General features: G+C 70.1%; 12 protein-coding genes. 4 read left to right on the top strand and 8 right to left on the bottom strand.

What is annotated here, in order from left to right; genetic code table 11:
* Positions 1-2: 2 nt before the first annotated feature.
* Positions 3-1,169 (bottom strand): pyridoxal-phosphate-dependent aminotransferase family protein, encoded by a 1,167-nt coding sequence (locus tag H5J31_RS05350; protein ID WP_181771321.1) that lies wholly within the window; start codon positions 1,167-1,169, stop codon positions 3-5.
* Positions 1,170-1,321: 152 nt separating this feature from the next.
* Here H5J31_RS05350 and H5J31_RS05345 point away from each other — a divergent pair, with 152 nt between their 5' ends.
* Positions 1,322-2,707, top strand: coding sequence for an SLC13 family permease (locus tag H5J31_RS05345; protein ID WP_181771320.1), 1,386 nt, complete (start codon positions 1,322-1,324; stop codon positions 2,705-2,707).
* A gap of 445 nt (positions 2,708-3,152) precedes the next feature.
* On the opposite strand, the gene H5J31_RS05340 is transcribed toward H5J31_RS05345, so the two are convergent.
* Positions 3,153-3,884, bottom strand: coding sequence for a GntR family transcriptional regulator (locus H5J31_RS05340; protein ID WP_181771319.1), 732 nt, complete (start codon positions 3,882-3,884; stop codon positions 3,153-3,155).
* A 113-nt stretch (positions 3,885-3,997) separates the two neighbouring features.
* Between H5J31_RS05340 and H5J31_RS05335 the strand changes: the two genes are divergently transcribed.
* The 3 genes from H5J31_RS05335 to H5J31_RS05325 are packed head-to-tail and all read left to right on the top strand — an operon-like array spanning position 3,998 to position 5,950.
* Positions 3,998-4,351: a RidA family protein gene (locus H5J31_RS05335; RefSeq protein WP_181771318.1), complete on the top strand. Its 354-nt coding sequence runs from the start codon at positions 3,998-4,000 to the stop codon at positions 4,349-4,351.
* Positions 4,344-4,988: a helix-turn-helix transcriptional regulator gene (locus tag H5J31_RS05330; RefSeq protein WP_181771317.1), complete on the top strand. Its 645-nt coding sequence runs from the start codon at positions 4,344-4,346 to the stop codon at positions 4,986-4,988. Before H5J31_RS05335 ends, H5J31_RS05330 begins: the two co-directional genes overlap by 8 nt.
* Positions 4,985-5,950: a pyridoxal-phosphate dependent enzyme gene (locus tag H5J31_RS05325; RefSeq protein ID WP_181771316.1), complete on the top strand. Its 966-nt coding sequence runs from the start codon at positions 4,985-4,987 to the stop codon at positions 5,948-5,950. The genes H5J31_RS05330 and H5J31_RS05325 overlap by 4 nt, the downstream gene beginning before the upstream one ends.
* Before the next feature lie 60 nt (positions 5,951-6,010).
* Here H5J31_RS05325 and H5J31_RS05320 read toward each other — a convergent pair whose 3' ends face one another.
* From H5J31_RS05320 to H5J31_RS05295, 6 genes are all read right to left on the bottom strand, one after another.
* The gene (locus H5J31_RS05320; RefSeq protein WP_181771315.1) at positions 6,011-7,237 is read right to left on the bottom strand and encodes a lipase family protein; all 1,227 of its coding nucleotides are present in this window, start codon (positions 7,235-7,237) and stop codon (positions 6,011-6,013) included.
* A gap of 18 nt (positions 7,238-7,255) precedes the next feature.
* On the bottom strand, positions 7,256-8,242 hold the full coding sequence (locus tag H5J31_RS05315) for an alpha/beta hydrolase (protein WP_181771314.1): 987 nt from the start codon (positions 8,240-8,242) through the stop codon (positions 7,256-7,258).
* Between the two features lie 13 nt (positions 8,243-8,255).
* Positions 8,256-9,845, bottom strand: a complete 1,590-nt coding sequence (locus H5J31_RS05310; RefSeq protein WP_181771313.1) for an acyl-CoA carboxylase subunit beta — start codon at positions 9,843-9,845, stop codon at positions 8,256-8,258.
* Entirely contained in the window at positions 9,842-16,339 is a 6,498-nt protein-coding gene (locus tag H5J31_RS05305) for a type I polyketide synthase (RefSeq protein WP_181771312.1), read from the bottom strand. Before H5J31_RS05305 ends, H5J31_RS05310 begins: the two co-directional genes overlap by 4 nt.
* Entirely contained in the window at positions 16,336-18,096 is a 1,761-nt protein-coding gene (locus H5J31_RS05300; RefSeq protein WP_181771311.1) for a fatty acyl-AMP ligase, read from the bottom strand. Before H5J31_RS05300 ends, H5J31_RS05305 begins: the two co-directional genes overlap by 4 nt.
* A gap of 171 nt (positions 18,097-18,267) precedes the next feature.
* Positions 18,268-19,695, bottom strand: a complete 1,428-nt coding sequence (locus H5J31_RS05295) for an MFS transporter (RefSeq protein WP_181771310.1) — start codon at positions 19,693-19,695, stop codon at positions 18,268-18,270.
* Positions 19,696-19,909 lie beyond the last annotated feature (214 nt).

Raw genomic sequence — 19,909 nt, 5'->3', positions numbered from 1 at the left:
GCCTAGTCGTTCTGCAAGTGCTCCAAGGCATCCTGCAGACCACGTGGATCGGCGGGGACTCCGGCGAGGGTGAGTCCCATTTGGACACCGGCGAGGGTGCCGGCGAGCGTGAGGTCGTTGAAGGCACCGAGATGCCCGATCCGGAAGATCTTCCCGGCGAGTTTGCCCAGGCCCGCGCCCAAGGACATGTCGAACCGGTCGAGGATGACGGCGCGGACCTTGTCGGCGTCGATCCCTTCCGGAACCAGGACCGCGGTCAGCGCGCCGGAATGCTCGCGTTCGTCCTGGCAGAGGACCTCGAGCCCCCAGCCGCGCACCGCGGCGCGGGTGGCGGCGGCATGGCGCGCGTGGCGCGCGAAGACGTTCTCCAAGCCCTCCTCGTAAAGCAGCCGCAAGGCTTCCCGCAAGCCGTACATGAGGTTGGTGCTGGGGGTGTACGGGAAGAATCCGCGCTCGTTGGCGGTGAGCATCGGGCCCCAGTCCCAGAAGACCTTCGGCAGGCACGCGGTCTTGGCGGCGTTGAGGGCCTTGTCGCTGATGGCGTTGAAACTCATGCCGGGCGGGAGCATGAGGCCTTTCTGCGAGCCGGCGACGGTGACGTCGACGCCCCACTCGTCGTGCCGGTAGTCGATCGAGCCCAGCGACGAGATCGTGTCGACCAGCAGCAACGCGGGGTGCCCCGCCGAGTCGATCGCGGCGCGGATCTCCGGGATCCGGCTGGTGACGCCGGTGGACGTCTCGTTGTGGACCACGCAGACGGCCTTGATCCGGTGGGCGGTGTCGGCGGCGAGTTTTTCGGCGACGACCTCGGGGTTCGCACCGTGCCGCCAGTCCCCCGGCACGAAGTCGACGTGCAGTCCGAGACCGCGCGCCATCTCCTGCCAGAGCGTGGCGAAGTGGCCGGTCTCGAAGGAGAGGACGGTGTCGCCCGGGCTGAGGGTGTTCGTCAGGGCCGCCTCCCACGCGCCGGTGCCGGTCGCGGGGTAGATGACCACGGGGTTCGTGGTGCCGAAGACGGGCTTGATGTCGTTCAGCAGCTGCTTCCCCAGCTCCTGGAACTCGGGACCGCGGTGGTCGATGGTGGCCGCCGACATCGCCCGGAGCACCACGTCGGGGACGTTCGTCGGTCCCGGGATCTGCAGGAAGTGACGACCGGCTGCGTATGTCATATGCGCCTCCACGCTGGGCTCTCAAAGGTTCCACAGAGCGAAACCTTGGTCTCGCTCCATGAAAGGTATACCGTGTACCGAACCTCGTCGAGGGGGTACAGGCCACAACTTCAAGTCCCTGAACGTGTCAGCGCCGACCGCAGAGGATTCAGATGTCCATACAACTCGTCACCGTCGTGGCGCTCGCCCTGGTCTTCCTGATCGCGACCGTGCTCCCGGTCCATATGGGAGCGCTGGCGTTCGTCGCCGCGTTCGTGATCGGAACGGCGTTCGCCGGGGAGAGCACCGACGACATCGTCTCGGGCTTCCCCGGGGATCTCTTCGTCATCCTGGTCGGGGTGACGCTGCTTTTCGCGATAGCCAAGGGCAACGGCACCGTCGACCGGCTCGTCCATCTGGTGGTCCGCGCCGTCGGCGGCAGGATCGCCCTGATCCCCTGGGTGATGTTCGTGGTCACCGCGACGCTGACCGCGGTCGGCGCGGTGGTCCCGGCGGCGGTGGCGATCATCGCCCCCATCGGGATGGGTTTCGCGCGCCGCTACACCATCAACCCGATGCTGATGGGCCTGCTGATCATCAACGGCGCCAGCGCGGGCGGCTTCTCCCCCATCAGCATCTTCGGCAGCATCGTCAACGGCGTGGTGGCGCGGGACAATCTGCCGAGCAATCCCGGACTGCTGTTCGCGTCTTCCTTCGTCTTCAACCTTCTGCTGTCCGTCATCGTGTTCTTCCTTTTCGGCGGCCGAGAACTGATCCGCCGTACGTCGGCCGCCAGCCCCGGCGTCGTCGCCGTGACGGCCCAGCCCGCGACCGCGCTCGCCCTGAGCGGTTCGTCGGCCGGCGCCACGATGACCGGCGGCACCGGCCCCGAGACCACCGGCGCCCCCGAGCCCACGCCGCCCGCCGGAGGGACCGACGACGAACCCGAAGAATCCCTTCCCCTCAACCGCGACCACGTATTCACCCTCATCGGCCTGGCCGCGCTCGCGGTCGGCGCGCTGGTGTTCAAGCTCGACGTCGGCTTCACGGCGCTCACCGTGGCGACCGTGCTGTCGCTGGTCTCGCCGGGTTCGGCGAAGGCGGCCGTCGGCCAGGTCGCCTGGCCGACCGTGCTGCTGATCTGCGGAATCGTCACCTTCGTGTCGCTGATGGAGCGGGTCGGCACGATCGACTGGCTCGGCAACCTGGTCACCCAGATCGGTTCGCCGCTGCTCGCCGCGATCCTGATCTGCGCGATCGGCGCGGTGGTTTCGGCGTTCGCGTCGACGACGGGGATCCTCGGCGCGCTCATCCCGCTGGCGGTGCCGTTCCTGCTGGCGGGCGAGGTCGGCGCGGTCAGCATGATCATCGCGCTGGCGATCTCGTCGTCGGTCGTCGACTCGTCACCGTTCTCGACCAGCGGCGCGCTCGTCGTGGCCAACGCCCCCTCGGGCCAGAACGACAAGGTGTTCCGGGGCTTGATGATCTGGGGCTTCAGCATGTGCGCGATCGCCCCGATCACCACCTGGCTGCTGTTCATCCTGCCGGGCTGGGGCTGACAGGTACCGTCGGCCGCGAGTAGCGATCCGGGGCAGCAGGGGTCATGAGTGACAAAGAGGGTTATTGAGGGGTAAGGCAAAGGTGTCGTGTCGGGTGCCGAGTCCGTGAAGGACTCCTTGAGGGACTCTGGGTCCCTCAAGGAGGCCTTCACGGACCGGTGCTCAGCGGAGCGAAGGGGACTTTTCGCTCGTACAGTGAGGGAAAGGCCCCTTCAACGCGGGTCTTGTGGTCCTCGTGGGCGGCGGAGTCCCGGGTGTTGCGAAAGCCACTTTCGCAACCTTCAACGTTGCGAAAGTGGCTTTCGCAACACCCGAGGCCGGCGTGCGGGCGACCGACAGAACACGCCACCTTCGCCTTTCTGCTCAATAGAACGACCCTTATCGCTCACGAGCCCGACCGGCCACCTCCGCCTTACTCGATAACCACGACCGCCACGAACGACATCTAGTGGGCGCGGCGTTCGGCCAGCCAGCGTTCGGAGTCGGGAGTGCCACCGTCGAGCTGGTCGACGATCGCGTCGAGGAAGCTGGCGTGCCCGTGGTCGGCCAGGGCCTTCAGTACCGCCTCGGGGTCGCCGCCCTCGATGATCGTGAGCAGTTCCCGGTGGCGCTCGACGTTCTGCAGCAAAGACTCGCCGTCGCGGCGGGCACTCCGGTTGAGCGCCATGCAGAGCTGCATCTGCAGCGAGAGTGCGCGATACGCCTCGGTGACCCGCTCGTGCCCGGCCAGCGCGACGATCGACTGGTGGAATTCGTACTTGCGCTGAGTGAAGACGCCTTCGTCGCCGTCGCGGCCGGCCTGCTCGAAGGCGGCCAGCGCGTCCCGGCAGGCCTGCAGCCGCTCCGGCGAGCGGACCGGGATCCCGATCCGGACGGCGAAGGCTTCGAGTTCTTCGCGCAGGGTGACGATCTCGTAGACGTCATGGCGAGTGAGGGGACGGACGATGACGCCACGCCGCGGATGCGGCACCACGAGCCCCTCGAAAGCCAGGACCTGCAACGCTTCGCGCAGCGGCGGACGGGACACCCCGAGGCGTTCGGTGAGTTTCGCCTCGACCAACCGCGTACCGGGCGGGAGCTCGCCGGAAAGGATCATCGCGCGCAGCGCCTGGGTGGCCAGGTCGGCCATACTCGGCGGCGCGACGATGCGGCCGTCGTCGAACTGCAGTGTGGTCATCGAGACCCCCTCTCTAGCTGTATACGGTATATCAATTCCTTTCTCGCTGAGTGAGCGGTGGATCACTTCTCGTCGGCCTGGACTTTTCGTCCAATGCTTATACAGTTGGTCTCGTGACCAACGAGCATCCGTATCCCCCCGCCTTCCGCAGTGGCGACCTCGTCACCGTGTCCGGACGCCTCGGCGTGACCGAGACCGGCGAACTGGTCCCGGGAGGATTCGACACCGAATGCCCGCAGGCGTTCGCCAACCTCGACACCGCGCTGCGGTCGGTGGGCGCGGACCGGACCGACGTGGTGAAGGTCGTCGTCTACCTGATCGACATCGTCGACCGCGACGGCCTCAACCGCGTCTACGAGGAGTTCTTCGCCGAGCCCCGGCCGGCCCGCACCTGCGTCGGCGTGGCGTCGCTGCCCTACGGCGGCGCCGTCGAGGTCGAAGCCCTGGCCCGAGTGCGCGATGTCTGAGCAGGACACGATCCTCGCCGCGCTCGCCCCGGTCGCCGACGGCATCGCGGCCACCCTCGGCTCGTTCTGCGAGGTCGTCGTGCACGACTTCCGCCGCCCGGAGAAGTCGGTGGTGGCGATCGCCGGATCGGTCACCGATCGCAGCGTGGGCGGGTCGATGAGCGAGATCGGCATGGGCCTGCTCGCCCGCGGTGACGAGGCCGAAGACCAGCTGAACTACGTCACCCGGACGGCATCCGGGAAGCTGGTGAAATCCTCCACCATGCTGCTGCGCGACAGCGACGGCTCGGTGTTCGGCGCCCTGTGCGTGAACCTCGACGTCACCGCGCTGGGGCAACTGCGGACCCTGGTCGGCGAACTCGCCGACGTCGGCACCGCCGCCGAAACGCCGACCACCACCTTCGCCGACGACGTCGACGCCGTCGTGGACTCGATCGTCGACGAACACCAACTCCGCCTGAACAAACCCTGGGCCGCGCTCAGCCGCGAAGAACGTCTCGACCTGTTCCGCAGCTTGCACGCGCGAGGCGTCTTCGCCATGCGGCGTGCCGTCCCCCAGGTCGCGGCCCGCATCGGGATCTCCCGCGCCTCCGCTTACAACTATCTCGCCGACATCCGTGATCAAGGAGCATCATGACCGCCCCCGTGACCATCGACGACATCCGTGACGCCGCCGCCCGCCTGGCCGGTGTCGCCCACCGGACCCCGGTCGTGCGTTCCCGCACCCTCGACGACCTCGTCGGCGCCGAGGTCCTGATCAAATGCGAGAACCTCCAGCGCGTCGGCGCCTTCAAGTTCCGCGGCGCCTACAACGCCGCCTCGCGGCTCTCGCCGGAGCAGCTGGCCAAGGGCATCGCGGCCTACTCCTCGGGCAACCACGCGCAGGCCGTCGCGCTCGCCGCGCGGGAACTCGGGAGCAGCGCGGTCATCCTGATCCCGGAGGACACCCCGCAGTCCAAAAAGGACGCCACCGCGGGCTACGGCGCCGAGATCGTCACCTACGACCGGTACACCGGCGACCGCGTCGCGATCGGCGAGGCACTGGCGGCCGAACGAGGTCTCGCGCTGATCCCGCCGTACGAGCACCCGCACGTGATCGCCGGCCAGGGCACCGCGGCGCTGGAACTGCTGGAGGAGTCGGGCTCACTGGACACCCTGGTCCTCCCGGTCGGTGGCGGCGGTCTCATCGCCGGCAGCTCGACCGCCGCGAAGGCCGTGCAGCCCGGCATCCGCGTCGTAGGTGTCGAACCCGAAGCGGGCGACGACACCAAACGCTCACTGGAGACGGGCGAACGCGTCTCCATCCCGGTGCCGCGGACGATCGCCGACGGGCAGGCCGCCGCGATCCCCGGCGAGTTGACCTTTTCGATCAACCGGAAGCTCGTCGACGACATCGCGCTGGTCACCGACGATCAGGTCAGGGACGCGATGCGGTTCGCGTTCGAACGCCTCAAGCTCGTCATCGAGCCGAGCGGGGCGACCGGTCTCGCCGCGCTGCTCAGCGGCGCGGTTCCCGCTTCGGGTCGGGTAGGCGTGATCATCAGCGGCGGGAACGTCAGCCCTGAGCGCTTCGCCGAACTCATCACCGGCCGCATTTAGTCCTCTACTTGCGCATCGGTCTTCGAGCAGTTCGCAAGTAGAGGACTAAATGCGCGGGGGTCAGCAGTTGGTGGGGGCCGGTTCGCCGGCGAAACGCTTCACGATCCACTGGTGCGAATCGGCGTTCCCCGCGACGATGCCGGTCGCGTGTTCGGCGATGTAGGTCTTCCACTGCTCACGGACTCCGGCGGCGCAGTACGCCTTGTGCAGGGCCTCCGCCTGCGGGGTGTTGACGATCTCGTCCGTCGTCGCGTGGTACTGGAACACCGGGACCCGCGGCGGGTTCGCGCCCAGTTTGTTCTGTGCCAGCCGGGCCTGCCATTGCGGCGTGTTCAGCGGGTTGGACGTCGTGTAGTCGCTGATCTTCTTGAACGGGTAGTTCAGTAGCAGTTCGGCGACGCACGCGTTCTTCTTGGCGTCGCCCAGTTCCTTACGGCCGGTTTCGTTGAGGTACGAGTCCAGCTTCAGGTCCGGGTACGCGGCGTCGAGGCCGACGGCGGCGAAGGCCAGGAATCCGAAGCCGATGTAGCCGTCGAGTCCCTTGGCCACCTCGGTCAGGTCGGCCGGGACACCGCCCGCGACGACGCCGACCAGGTTCAACTCGGGTGCGTAGGTGGGCTGCTTCTCCCCCGCCCACATCGCGCCGCCGCCGCCCTGCGAGTAGCCCTGGACGATCACCTTGGCGCTCTTGGACAGCTTCGCGGGCGAGAAGTTCTGCGCGGCCCGGACGGAGTCGAGGACGGCGGGTCCCATCGACCGACCGGTGATGTAGGTGGGCACCGTCGTCGCCGAGTAGCCCTCGTAGTCGGTGACGGCGACCGCGTAGCCGCTCGAGATCGAGTCGTTGATCGCGGGCTGGTCGTACAGTGTGCCGCGCTGGATCGCCTTGGACGGTGTGCATTTGAACGCCGGGCCCTGCGTGCCGACGGCGAAGCCGACGATCGGTGCCTTCCCGAGGTCGACCCCCTTCGGCGTGAAGATGGTGCCGGTGACCGCGTTGCGATTGCCGAGCGCGTTGGTCGACAGGTACATGACCTGCCAGGCGTCCGCGTTCGCGATGTTCATCAGCGGCACCGCCGGCCGCCACCGGATGACGTCGCCGGGGTTCCCGGCAGGCAGCGGCGACGGCGCCTTGTAGAACGAATCGTCGAAGGGACCGGGCAGTCCCACGGCCGCGGCCGACGGCTCGGCTGCGGCTGACGACGTCGCCGTGACGACGCCCAGCGAAGCCGCGCAAAGGGCCAGGGTCGCGCAGAGTAATCGGGCAGGTTTCACCGGAACCTCCATCGGGGAAAGGGAATCGGATCAGGCGGGGAGTGCGAGGGCACTGGCGAGGACCGGCCAGGAGTTGCGCAGCGCCCGTTGCCAGTAGGGCCAGCTGTGGGTGCCGACGCCGTAGTAGTCGGTGGTCACCGGGATTCCCTTGGTCTTCAGGCGGTCCGTGAAACTCGTCGACGCCGAAAGCGCGGACGGTTCGAGGATGTCGGACTGCCCTGGCGGGTCGAGCGGACCGGTCTTCCCGTTACCGCAGGAGATGTAGAGCGCGGTACCGCGCAGGTCGTCGACGTGGTCGTACGGGTTGTTCGCCGACCAGAGCGGCCACATCCCCCAGCTGTCGCCCCAGAGTTCGAGGTAGTTGAAGATGCCCGCGCGGGCCAGGATCCCTTGGATGAACAGGGGAATTCCCGGGTAGAGCGTGTTGGGCACACCGCTGTAGGACGCCGCCGCGCCGAACATCCCCTTGTGCTTGAAGGCGTACGCGAGCGCGCCGTACCCGCCGATCGACAGCCCGGCGATCGCGCGTTTGGTGCCCGCCCGGTATCCGCGCTCCACGAGCTGCCGCACCTCCAAGGTGTGGAAGGTGTCCCAGTCCGGAGTGCTCTTGAGACCGAAGTTCCACCATTTCGTGTACATGCCCGCCGGACCGCCGGTCGGCATGACGACGAGCGCGTCCTTGTTCGCGGTGAACGCCTTGACGTCGGTGAACTGGTCCCACGACCGGTAGTCCACCGGTTCGCAGCAGCCGTGCAGCAGGTACAGCGTCGGCCAGGTCCGCGTGGGCTGCGCCGCCCAGCCTGCCGGGACCAGCAGGCGGACCATGCCGGTGGTGCCGAGGGCGGGCGAGTTGATCTTGAGGTCGACCGTGCGCGCGTCCAGCCAGGTCTCCTCGACCACTTTCGCGCCGTTGTCGGCGGTCGGCGTCACCGCGGCCGCCGGGACCGACGTCAGACTCGTCCCGAGCAGGGCGGCCATGGACAGCACCAGCAGGCCCCAGCGCCGCGTTCGGTTCATCACTTCTCCTTGGTCACAAAGGGATGTTTCCGTGCTTCTTGGCCGGGAGGGTCTGCCGTTTGGTGCGCAGCGCGCGCAGGGCCCGCGCCACCTGCAGGCGGGTCTGCGACGGCGCGATGACCTGGTCGACGTAGCCGCGTTCGGCGGCGAGGTAGGGATTCGAATGCCGTTTGCGGTAGGCCTCGGTGAGCCGTCTTCGCTCCGCGACCCGTTGTTCCGGGGGCAGCGCGGCCAGTTCGCGCCGGTGCAGCACCCGCACCGCGCCTTCCGCGCCCATCACCGCGATCTCCGCGGTGGGCCAGGCCATGTTGACGTCCGCGCCGAGATGCTTCGATCCCATCACCGCGTAGCCGCCGCCGTAGGCCTTGCGCGTCACGACGGTCACCTTCGGCACGGTCGCTTCGGAGTAGGCGTAGATCAGTTTGGCGCCGCGCCGGATGATCCCGTGCCGTTCCTGTGCCGCGCCGGGCAGATAGCCGGGGACGTCGGCGAGCGTGAGCAGCGGGATGTTGAAGGCGTCGCAGAACCGCACGAACCGCGCGGCCTTCTCCGAGGCGTCGATGTCGATCACGCCCGCCTGGTGCCGTGGCTGGTTGGCCACGACACCGACCGTGCGGCCCTGGACCCGGCCGAACGCGCAGATCATGTTGGGCGCGAACGCGCTGTGCACCTCGGTGAAATCGCCGTCGTCGACGAGGTGGGCGATCACCTCGGTCATGTCGTAGGCCTGGTTCAGCGAGTCGGGCACCAGCCGGTCCAGTTCGAGGTCGGCGGCGGTGAGCTCCGGATCGGTGTCGTCGGCGTACTCCGGTGCGGCGTCCAGGTTGTTGGACGGCAGGTAGCCGAGCAGGGTCCGCACCCAGTCGATGGCGTCCTGTTCGTCGACGGCGCGGTGATGGGCGTTCCCGGAGACTTCGCTGTTGATCGCCGCACCGCCGAGTTGCTGGGCGGTGACCCGCTCGCCGCTGACGGCGTGCACGACGTCCGGCCCGGTGACGAACATATGCGCGATCTCGTCGACCATCACGGTGAAGTCGGTGATCGCCGGCGAGTAGACCGCGCCACCCGCGCACGGCCCCATGATCAGCGAGATCTGCGGGATGACGCCGGAAGCGAGGGCGTTGCGCCTGCCGAGTTCGGCGTAGTACGCCAGCGAGACGACGCCTTCCTGGATCCGGGCGCCGCCGGAATCGTTGATGCCGACCACCGGGCAGCCCAGCGTCATCGCCAGGTCCATCACCTTGAGGACCTTCTCGCCGAAGACCTCCCCCATGCTGCCGCCGAACACGGTGAAGTCCTGCGAGAACACGCAGATCTGCCTGCCGTCGACGGTGCCGTGCCCGGTCACGACGCCGTCGCCGTAAGGCCGGTTGGCGTCCATCCCGAATTCGGTGCAGCGGTGCCGGGCGAACTGGTCGAGTTCGACGAAGGAACCCGGGTCCAGCAACAGGTCGATGCGTTCGCGAGCGGTCAGCTTGCCCTTGGCGTGCTGGCGGTCGACGGCCCGTTTCTCCGCGATCCGGACGGCCTCGTCCTGGCGGGCGGCGAGATCCGCGATCCGGAACGCGGTCGTCGGGTCCAGCGGGATGTCTTCGAGGGTCATGTCCGCGTCACCCTTTCCCCGCTTGCCGCGAGCCGGTCCGCGAGCGCTGCGGCGACCACCTCGACATGCGGCGGATCGATCATCGACAGGTGGTCACCCGGAACCCGCACGACGTCCAGGGCGCCGCAGTAGGCGTCCCAGCCGAGGGCGTCGTCGGTGCGCAGGTACCGCGGGTCGAGGGTGGTGGTCAGCGGATGCGGCTCCTGCGCTCGCATCAGCAGCACCGGTCCGTCGTACGGTTCCGGGGTGTACCGTTCGGCCACCCGTGCGTCCACATAGGACTCGTACTGATGCCGAAGGACACCCTGGCCCATTCCGGGCACCTGCGCGGCCAGCCTGCTGATCACCAGCCGGATCTGCTCGTCCTCGCCGAGCCGGACGAGGTCCTCGCGCGGGATGTCCAGCGGCACGCCGTAGGTCTGCTCGACATGCTCGGCGAACCGGTCGAACCGGTCCAGCAGGATCTCGCCCACCGGTGTCCCGTCCGAGGGCAGGGGAAGAATGCTGTCGATCATGAACACGAGGTCGACCCGCTCCCCCGCCGCGGTCAGCCTTCGCGCGGTCTCGTAGGCGAGGCAGCCGCCGAACGACCAGCCGCCCAGCCGGTACGGCCCCTGCGGCTGGATCTCCCGGATCAGTTCGAGGTAGCAGTCGGCCTTGCCTTCGACGGTGTCCTCTTCGTCGATCCGTTCGAGCCCGTAGACCGGCCTGCCCTCCGGGAGGAGCCGGACGAGTCCGTCGTAGACGCTCGTCGGGCCGCCCGCCGGGTGGAACAGGAACACCGGATCGACGCCGCCCTCGCGCAACGGCCGGACCGGACAGCTCCCGCGTCCCTCGATCTCGGCGCGCAGCAGGTCGGCCATCGCGGCGATCGTCGGCGTCGCGAAGAGCCGGTCGACGTCCGGGACGGCGCCGAGCTGACCGGCGAACGCCGACCGCAGCCGTTCCGCGCCTTCGGTGTCGCCACCGGCATCGAAGAAGTCGTCGTGGACACCCGGATCCGCACCGCCCAGTTCGGCCTGCCAGTGCCGGGCGACCCAGCGTTCGGCCGGATCGCGCGGCCCGACCACGACGTCCGGCCGCGGGGTCCGGGTGGTTTCCCCGCCGAAACCGGCCTGGTCGGCGAGGTGGTCGGCGAGTTCGGCGAGGCTGGCGCCACGCAGCAGCAACGGAACCGGGAGTGCCAGGCCGAAATCACGTTCCACGACGCCTCGTGCCCGCATCGCGGCGAGCGAGTCGAGGCCGATCTGGGTGAGCGGCCGGTGCCGGTCGACCTCGTCCGCGGCGAGGCCGATCATCCCGGCGACGAGCCCGGCCAGGTAATCGGCCAGCATCTCGCGCGCGGCTTCGGGCAGGACCGCCCGGAGTGCGTCCAATCCGTCCCAAGCCGACGATGCGGGATCCGGTTCCTCGCGCGGTACCAGGACTTCGAAGAACGGACGTTCGGCCAGACGAGGGAACAGCGCCAATACGGTCCCGGCGTCGACGCGGGCGATCCCGGTCGACCCGCGGTCACGCGACAGCACGGCGTCCAGTGCCGCCAGCGCCTCTTCGGTGCCGAGCGGTTCGAGCACCGGGTTCCGGCTGCCGACGGCCGCTCCGGCCTCGCCCCAGGCACCCCACGCGATGGTGGCCGCGGGCAGACCGCTCGCCCGGCGCGAGGCGACGAGCGCGTCCACCCAGGCGTTCGCGGTGGCGTAAGCGGCCTGGCCGGGTGAGCCGAACAACGCGGCCGCGGACGAATACGTCAGCCACCAGTCGAGGTCGTGGCCGGCGGTCGCCTCGTGCAACCGCCACGCGCCCAACGCCTTCGCCCGCCAGACGGTGTCGACCGCGTCGGTGTCGACGGTGATGGCGGCGCCGTCGGACAGGACACCGGCCGCGTGCAGCACGCCACGCAACGGCATCCCGTCTTCGGTGGCCGCCGCGACCAGCGCCTCGGCCGTACCCGGCCCGGCGATGTCGCCCGTCACGATCCGGACGTCGGCACCCAGTTCACGCAGAGCCACCAGTGCGGGTTCGGTATCCGGGCCCGCGCCACGACGGCCGGAGAGCACCAGCCGCGTCGCACCGCGCCCGGCCAGCCACTCCGCCGCGACCAGCCCGAGACCGCCAAGGCCACCGGTGATCACGTAAGCGCCTTCGCGCACAACGGTTTCGTGGCCGCGTTCGCCGAGTTGCGGACGGGCGAGCCGCCGCGTGTAGCGGATCCCTTCACGCCAGGCGATTTCGTCGTCCGGGGCGTCCGCGCGGATCTCCGCCACCAGCCGGTCGACCCACAGCCGGGCCGGATCCGGCTCGGCGTCGAAGTCGACCTGACTCGCCCGCAGTTCGGGATGTTCGAACGCGAGGACCCGGATCAGCCCACGCGGCCAGGCCTGGTCGGGGTCGCCGGTCTCGCCGGGTTCGACGGCCGACGCGCCCGCGCTGAGCAGCCACAACCGTGGCACAGACGCCGCCTCGGCCAGCTCGGCGACGACGCCGGCAAGCGTGGCGACCGTCCGCCCGGCCCGCATCGGGTCCGGCTCGTCGGCCGTCGCGGTGCACACGAGCACGCCCGTCACTTCACGGGATCGCAAGAGTTTCGCGAGCTCCACCCGGTCGCCGAGCGGCACCGTCGCCAGCTCGTCGCCGGTCTCGGTGAGCCGGTCGCCCAACGCCGTCAGCCACGGCGCTCCTTGGTGCTCGGCGTCGTACAGCACGACCCAGCTGTGCGCCCGCGGTCCGGCGGCGGGCAGGTCCGCCTGCGTCCAGACGGTCTCGAACAGCAGGTCCTCCATCGGGACCGGCAACGCCGAACGCTGGAACCGGCGGCAGTAGACCTCGCGGAACTCGACCAGGACGGCGTCGGCGGCGTCGACCAGCTGGACGCTGCCGACCAGGCCGTCTCCCGCCGGGTCGAGTGAGTCGAGGACGGCGTCGACCCGGACACCGCGACGCGGATCCCCGGCCAGCACGACCTCGCCGAGCGTCAGCGGCAGGAACGCGCCGTCCGTCTCGCCGAGCGCGTCCCCGGTGGCCGCCGCCAGCGCGTGCAGGCAGGCGTCGGCGATCACCGGATGCAGGACGTACGCCGGGTGATCGGCCGGCATCGTGATCGACGCCGAGGCGCGCCCGGGTGAGGCCAGCACCCCGTGCAACCCACGGAAAGCCGGGCCGTAGGTCTGTCCCATCCCGGCCAGGACCCGGTAGAGGTCGACCGGGCGGGTGTCCCCGCCGGTCGCGCCGAACGGCACCAGCGGGGTGTCCCCGTCGCGGACGCGAGCGGTGGCGTGCCGGATCCAGCCGCCGTGGGCGGAGCGGGCGTAGACGTCCACCTGTCCTTGCGCAGAACCGGTGCTCAGGCTGGTGGTGACCTCGGTGTGCGCGGCGAGCGGGAGTACGCGGTGCAGTTCGAGGCCGCCGACGCGCAGCTGCCCGCCGCCGGGCCGCAGAACCGCCTTGGCCGCCGCGAGCGCCAGTTCGAGGCACCCGGCGGCGGGGAACAGCGGGACGCCCATCGCCGCGTGATCGGCCAGCCACGGCAGTCCCGCGGTCCCGACGTCCGCCCGCCAGAGGTGCCCTCCGCCGGTCGGCTGCTCGATGTGCACACCCAGCAACGGATGCGTGCCCCCGGACCGGGGTGCCTGGCGTCGCGGCCAGAACCGTTCGTGCCGCCAGCGCGGGCCGGGCAGTTCGACCGGTACCGGCCGGGGGCCGCGCGCGTCGAGCACTCCGGGCAGCCCGAGGATGTGCAGCCGGGCGAGTGTGGCGAGGAACGCGGTCCGCTCGTCGATCTTGCGGCTCGCCGACGGCAGCGCGAGCGCCCGGGTGCTCTGCTCGATGGCGGCCAGCGCCACCGGATGGGGCGAGATCTCGACGAACACGCCGTACCCGTCCGCCTGTGCCGCGGTCAGCGCCTGGCTGAACCGCACCGGACGGCGCAGATTGGCCGCCCAGTAGTCGACATCGAACGCCGGTGTCCGCTGTGGATCGTCGAGAACGCTGCTGTAGCAAGGAATTTCGGCGGTCTTCGGGGAAAGGCCGTCGAGGTCGGCACGGAACCGGCCGAGGACGGCGTCGACGGCTTCGGAGTGCCCGGCACCCCGGACAGGCAGCCGCCTGGCCAGCCTGCCGAGGCTTTCGACGTGCGAGACCAGCGCTTCGACCTGGTCCGCGCCGCCGCTGACCGTGCACTGCACCGGCGACGCGTAGACCGCGACGGTGATCCCCGGGAATTCCGCTTCCAGATCCGCCAGTTCGGCCGGGGAGAGTTCGACCACGGCCATCGCGCCGTCACCGGTCGCGTCGACCTCCGCGAGCAGCCGGGCCCGAGTCGCCATCACCCGCAGGCCGCCGGCGACATCGAGCGCCCCGGCGACGACGGCGGCCGCGACCTCACCCATCGAATGGCCGAGCACCGCCGCCGGAACGACGCCGTGCGCCCGCCACAACCCGGCGAGAGCGAGTTGCATACCGAACAGCGCGAGTTGCGTCGTCCCGAGATCCGGCAGGTCGCGCTCGCCGGAGAAGACCTCGAGCAGCGAGAAGCCGGCTTCGGCGCGGAACACCGGGTCGAGCGCCTCGACCTCGGCGCGGAACGCGGATTCGGTGCGCAGCAGCAGGCGGCCCATCCCGGGCCATTGGGAGCCGTAGCCGGAGAAGACGAACACGACCTCGGGTGCGGGCCCGGTCTCACCGGCGACGACGTCGCCGCCGACGCGTCCGGCGGCGAGCTCGCGTAGCGCGGTGGCGGCGCGGTCCCGGTCCTCGGCGACCACCGCGCCGCGGACCGGCAGGTGATCCCGGCCGCGCGCCAGCGTCGCGGCGACGACGTCCAACGGCACCACACTGTGAGCCGGGTCTTCGAGCCAGTCGGCCAGGTCGGCGGCCCGGGTGCGGAGCACTTCGGACGAGCGCGCCGACAGCGCGAACACCTGCGGTCCTCCGACGTCCTTTCCCCGGGCGGGAAACGACGCCGCGGGCCACTCTTCGAGCACCACGTGGGCGTTGGTGCCGCCGAATCCGAACGCGGAGATCCCGGCACGCGCGACACCGGAGTAGCGCGGCCAGTCCGTCCCGGTGTCGACGACCCGCAGGCCCAGACCGGGGAAATCGATGTGGGGACTGGGTTCGCGGTAGTGCAGGCTCGGGGGCAGGCGCCGGTGCACCATCGCCAGGACGACCTTGATCAGCCCGGCGACCCCGGCCGCTCCTTCGAGATGGCCCAGATTGCTCTTGACCGAACCGATCAGCAGTGGACGACCGGGCTCCCGCCCCTCTCCGAGCACCTCACCGAGCGCGCCGGCCTCGATCGGGTCACCCAGCGCCGTCCCGGTCCCGTGCGCCTCGACGTAGTCCACAGAGGACGGTTCGACACCCGCCGCCGCGTAGGCGTCACGCAACAGCGCGACCTGCGCGTCGGGGCTGGGGGCGACGAGACCGTTGGACCGGCCGTCGGAGTTCACCGAGCTGCCGCGGATCACGGCGAGCACGCGGTCACCGGCACGGCGGGCGGCCTTCAACGGCTTCAACACGACGACGCCGCAGCCCTCGCCGCGCGCAATCCCGTCGGCACCGGCGTCGAACGGTTTGCAGTGGCCGTCGACGGCGAGCACACCGGCGCGTTGGAAGGTGGCGGTGACGGCGGGCGACAGCAGCAGGTTGACCCCGGCGGCGAGCGCCGTCCCGCATTCGCCGCGGCGCAGGCTCTGTACCGCCTGGTGCACCGCCACCAGCGACGACGAACAGGCGGTGTCCAGGGTGAGACTGGGGCCGCGCAGGTCGAACAGGTACGAAAGCCGGTTGGCGGCGATGCTGGTGGCGGCCCCGGTCGCGGACCAGACGTCGACCGCCGTGGGATCGGTCATCGTCAGATGGCCGTACTCCCCCGCCGAGAGGCCGACGAACACGCCGGTCCGGCTGCCCCGCAGGGTGGACGGCGGGAGGCCGGCGTGTTCGAGCGCCGCCCACGTGACTTCGAGCAGCATCCGCTGCTGGGGGTCCATCGTCTCGGCCTCTCCCGGCACGATGCCGAAGAACTCGGCGTCGAAGCCGGCGATGTCGCCGAGGAACCCGCCGCGCCCGGGCAGCCAGTCGAGGTCGCGCTCGGCGGCGAAGGTCTCCCAACGGTCTTCCGGGACGCCGCGGATACCGTCGCCGCCGCCGTCCAGGAACCGCCAGAACCGCTCCGGGGACTCGTTCCCACCCGGCAGGCGGCATCCGACGCCGACGATCGCGATCGGCTCCTCTTCGCGGGCTTCCACGCTCGCGACGAATTCCTGCTCCTCTGTGGACAGTCGTCCGGCGAGGGCGGTGATCGTCGGGTACTGCCACACCAGGGTCGGCGGCAGCGGCCGTCCGAGGTACCGGCCCAGGTCCGCGGCCAAGGCCATCGACTCCCGCGAGGACAGCCCGCTTTCGTGCAGCGGACGGTCCGGATCCACGTGGCCGGCGGGCAATCCGGTCCGCTCCGCCACCCGGGCGATCAGCCAGGCACGGATCGCCGCGCTCACCCGAGCCGCCGAACCGTCAGCGCACCGTCCGAATAGGACTTCCGGCAGAGCGCGCGGCTGATCTTGCCGCTGGACGTACGTGGTACTTCGCCCGGCGCGAGGAAGACGACGTCGTGCAGGCGCAGACCGTGCGCGGACGACACCGCGACCCGGATCTCGGCCGTGGCCGTGACGACGTCGGCCTCGATCCCCTTGGCCTGTTCCAGCACCACGACCGCCGCCTCGCCGTCTTCGTGCGCGATCGCGAAAGCGGCCGCCGAATGCGGCCGGACCGCCGGATGCCCCTCCACGGTCTGTTCGATGTCCTGTGGGTAGTGGTTGCGGCCGTCGACGATGACGAGGTCCTTGATCCGGCCGGTCATGAACAGTTCGCCGTCGTAGAGCACGCCGAGGTCGCCGGTCGCCAGCCAGCCCTCACCGGACTCCGGATCGATCGGCGGCAGCCCGAAGACGGTGGACGAGGCGTCGGGCCGCCCCCAGTAGCCGACGCCGATGTTCGGGCCGCTGACCCGGATCTCGCCCACCTTGCCCGGTTCGGTGAGCGCGCCGGTGGCCGGATCGGCGATGCGGACCCGCTGGCCCGCCGGACGTCCACAGGAGACGAGCGTGGTCGCCGCGGCACCGGGACCGGCGGGGATCGCGACCCCGGCGGCGAGCCGGTCGCGGTCGAACGTGACCTCTCGCGGCGGCTTGGCCGCGTCGGTGACCGAGACGAGCACCGTGGCCTCGGCCAGACCGTAGGACGACCGGTGGACTTCGGGACGCAGCCCGCATTCGGCGAAGGTGCCGTGGAACTTCGCGATGGTCGCGGGCAGCACCGGCTCGCTTCCGTTGATCAGCGAAACGACCCGGCTCAGTTCGAGGTAGCTCTTCTCGTCCTCGGTCACGCGGGAAGCGCTGTAGGCGTAGGCGAAGTTGGGTGCCGCGCTGATCGCGCCCGGGCTGGCCGAAAGCGCGCGCAGCCATCGTGACGGACGTGCGAGGAACGCGAGCGGGTCCATCAGGACCGAGGACGCTCCGGCGACCATCGGCGCGCCGATACCGAGGATCAGGCCCATGTCGTGGAACAGCGGCAACCAGCTGACCGTGGACGTCGTCCCGGTTTCGACGCCGTAGGAGTCGCAGGCCTGGCGGGCGTTGGTGAGCGCGTTGCGGTGCGTCAGCATGACGCCTGCCGGGGTCCGCGTCGAACCGGACGTGTACTGCAGGTACGCCAGCCCGTCCGGTTCCGGTCGCGGCCAGGAACGCTCACCGGCCGCGACCGGAGATGGGGTGTCGACGGCGAGCACGGCGGGCCGCTCGATATCCGTCGTGGAGAGGAAACCGGTGACGCCGTCGATCCCGTCGGCGGTCGTGAGCACGACTCTCGGCGCGCAGTCGGCGAGCACGGCGGCCAGCCTGCCCGCGTGCCCGGGGAGGTCCGGGGCGAACAACGGCACGGCGACCAGCCCGGCCCGGATCGCGCCGAGGAACGCGACGACGTAGTCGGCGGACTGCGGCGCCAGGATCGCGGCGCGCTCACCCGGACCGGCGAAGTCGGCCAGGCGCGCGGCGACAGCGCCGGCCCGGTCGTCGAGTTCGCGCCACGACAGCGTGATCGCGCGGCCGTCCGTACCGGTGCGGTGGTCGAGATAGGTCACGGCGATCTCGTCGCCGAGCCGCCGGGCCCAGTATTCGAGCAGGGTCGCGAACGACTCGCCGTCGCCGGCGGCCTCCGGCCCGGAGGCGGTGACGACCGTTTCGGAAATGGTTTCCATAGCCCCTCGTTGATGACGTGAGCGGGAGCAGGTGAATTCGACCGGAATGGCACCGTTGCCACAATCGGATTCAATTCCGGAAGGCCGTTCTTTTCTGCCGGAACTGTATGGATCAGCCGGGAAGAGTGTCAATGAAAGGAGGACGAAACGCTGACGCCGGTGCGGACATGCTCACCGGGGCGAGAGAAACGGGTCTCCGTGGTTGTCACCTCGGGACGGACTTTCGCCCGCCCGGGTGCTCAGCAACCTGAGCGCGAGGAACGCGCCGAGGAGTTCCAACCCCGCCGCCGTCAGCAATCCCGCCGTGTAGCCGGAGGCCAAAGCGGACGCATCGCCTTGACCGAGGTTCGCCGTGCGCACCACCGCCAGCACGGTCCCGATCAGCGCGACGCCCAGCGCGCTCGACAGTTCGCGGGACGCGGTGAGCAGGCCGGACGCGGTCCCCGCGTGCCGCTCCGCCACGATTTCCAGCGCGTGCGAGGTCAGCGGCGTCGTCAAGGCCGATCCGGCCCCGATCAACACGAGCCCGGGGATTCTCGGCAGTACCTCCGGGACGTGGTTGACCACGGCGACCGCCAGCAGTCCGGCGGCCACCGCGGCCAGCCCCGCCGCGACCGTCCGATGTGGACCGAAGCGCGGGACCGCCCACGGCACCAGCGGGGTCGCGACGACGACGGCGACGGCCACCACGACCAGCGGCAATCCGGCCAGCACCGGGCTGAGACCGAGGGATTCCTGGTGCAGCAACGGAGTGAAGAAGAAGATCCCCGAGACCCCCAGTCCCCACAGCAACTGCACGGTGAGCGCGCCGGTGAAGACCCGCTGTCCGGTCAGATCCGGGGGCACCAGCCGCTCGCGCGCGTGTCTTTCCCTGAACACGAACCAGATCCCGAAGCCGGTTCCCAGCGCGCCCAGCACCGCGGGTGCCTGCAGGCCGCCCTCGCCCAGTTCGACCACGGCGGCGGTGACCAGGACCATCGCGGCGGTCACCACCAGCATCGAGACCACCGCGGGCCGCCCCGCCGTCGGATCACGACCTGCCGTGGTGACCTTCGGCAGCAAGGCCAGCATCGCGGCCACGAACGGGAGATTGACGAAGAAGATCCAGCCCCAGCCCAGGTATTCGCTCAGCACCCCGCCCAGCGTCGGGCCCAGTGCCAGCGCGACCGCGAGGCAGGCCGTCCACACCGTCGCGCCGAAAGCCCGTCTTCGCGCGTCGAGGTTGGTCCGCAGCAGGCTGAGCAGGGCGGGAACCAGGAAAGCGGCCGCGGCGCCCTGCACCACGCGGGCGGAGATGACGAGCCACGCCGACGCGGCCAGCCCCCCGGCGGCCGCGCCGGCGCCGAACGCGAGCAGCCCGGCCCGCAGGGTCGCGACCTGCCCCCACCGGTCCACCAGCGTTCCCGCCACCGGGAGCAACCCGGCGAACGGCAGCATGTACCCGATGCTCACCCATTGCAGGGCGGGCAGGTCGAGGGCGAGATCGCGGGCGATCGACGGCGCGCCCGCCGCGACGATCGTGTTGTCGAGGGTGGTGACGAACGCCCCGAGCGCGACCATGACCAGCGTCGGAACCGCCGATGTCGTCCGCTGGACCATTTCCGCGAACTCCTTCCGGAAACGGTGTCCGCGTTTCCGGCGGCCGAGGTTAACCGGGTTCGCTCCGTTCGATCAACGCCCACTCCCCGCTTTGTCATGACGCGCCGGAATTCGCGTCTTTCGATACTCACCGAAAGACGGCCTCCGTCACAAAAGCCTCCGCACGGAACTCGTGCCGAAGTGACAACTTCCGAAGTCGTCGTTGATAACGCCG

Origin of the sequence: Amycolatopsis pittospori, from assembly GCF_013870525.1 — a bacterium.
Taxonomy (GTDB): domain Bacteria; phylum Actinomycetota; class Actinomycetes; order Mycobacteriales; family Pseudonocardiaceae; genus Amycolatopsis; species Amycolatopsis pittospori.
This window is presented reverse-complemented; position numbering and strand designations above follow the sequence as displayed.

Bases quoted from the DNA above. Each gene is read 5' to 3' on its own strand.
- H5J31_RS05350 (WP_181771321.1), bottom strand. From the start codon at position 1,169: ATGACATACGCAGCCGGTCGTCACTTCCTGCAGATCCCGGGACCGACG.
- H5J31_RS05345 (WP_181771320.1), top strand. From the start codon at position 1,322: ATGTCCATACAACTCGTCACCGTCGTGGCGCTCGCCCTGGTCTTCCTG.
- H5J31_RS05340 (WP_181771319.1), bottom strand. From the start codon at position 3,884: ATGACCACACTGCAGTTCGACGACGGCCGCATCGTCGCGCCGCCGAGT.
- H5J31_RS05330 (WP_181771317.1), top strand. From the start codon at position 4,344: ATGTCTGAGCAGGACACGATCCTCGCCGCGCTCGCCCCGGTCGCCGAC.
- H5J31_RS05325 (WP_181771316.1), top strand. From the start codon at position 4,985: ATGACCGCCCCCGTGACCATCGACGACATCCGTGACGCCGCCGCCCGC.
- H5J31_RS05320 (WP_181771315.1), bottom strand. From the start codon at position 7,237: ATGGAGGTTCCGGTGAAACCTGCCCGATTACTCTGCGCGACCCTGGCC.
- H5J31_RS05315 (WP_181771314.1), bottom strand. From the start codon at position 8,242: ATGAACCGAACGCGGCGCTGGGGCCTGCTGGTGCTGTCCATGGCCGCC.
- H5J31_RS05310 (WP_181771313.1), bottom strand. From the start codon at position 9,845: ATGACCCTCGAAGACATCCCGCTGGACCCGACGACCGCGTTCCGGATC.
- H5J31_RS05300 (WP_181771311.1), bottom strand. From the start codon at position 18,096: ATGGAAACCATTTCCGAAACGGTCGTCACCGCCTCCGGGCCGGAGGCC.
- H5J31_RS05295 (WP_181771310.1), bottom strand. From the start codon at position 19,695: ATGGTCCAGCGGACGACATCGGCGGTTCCGACGCTGGTCATGGTCGCG.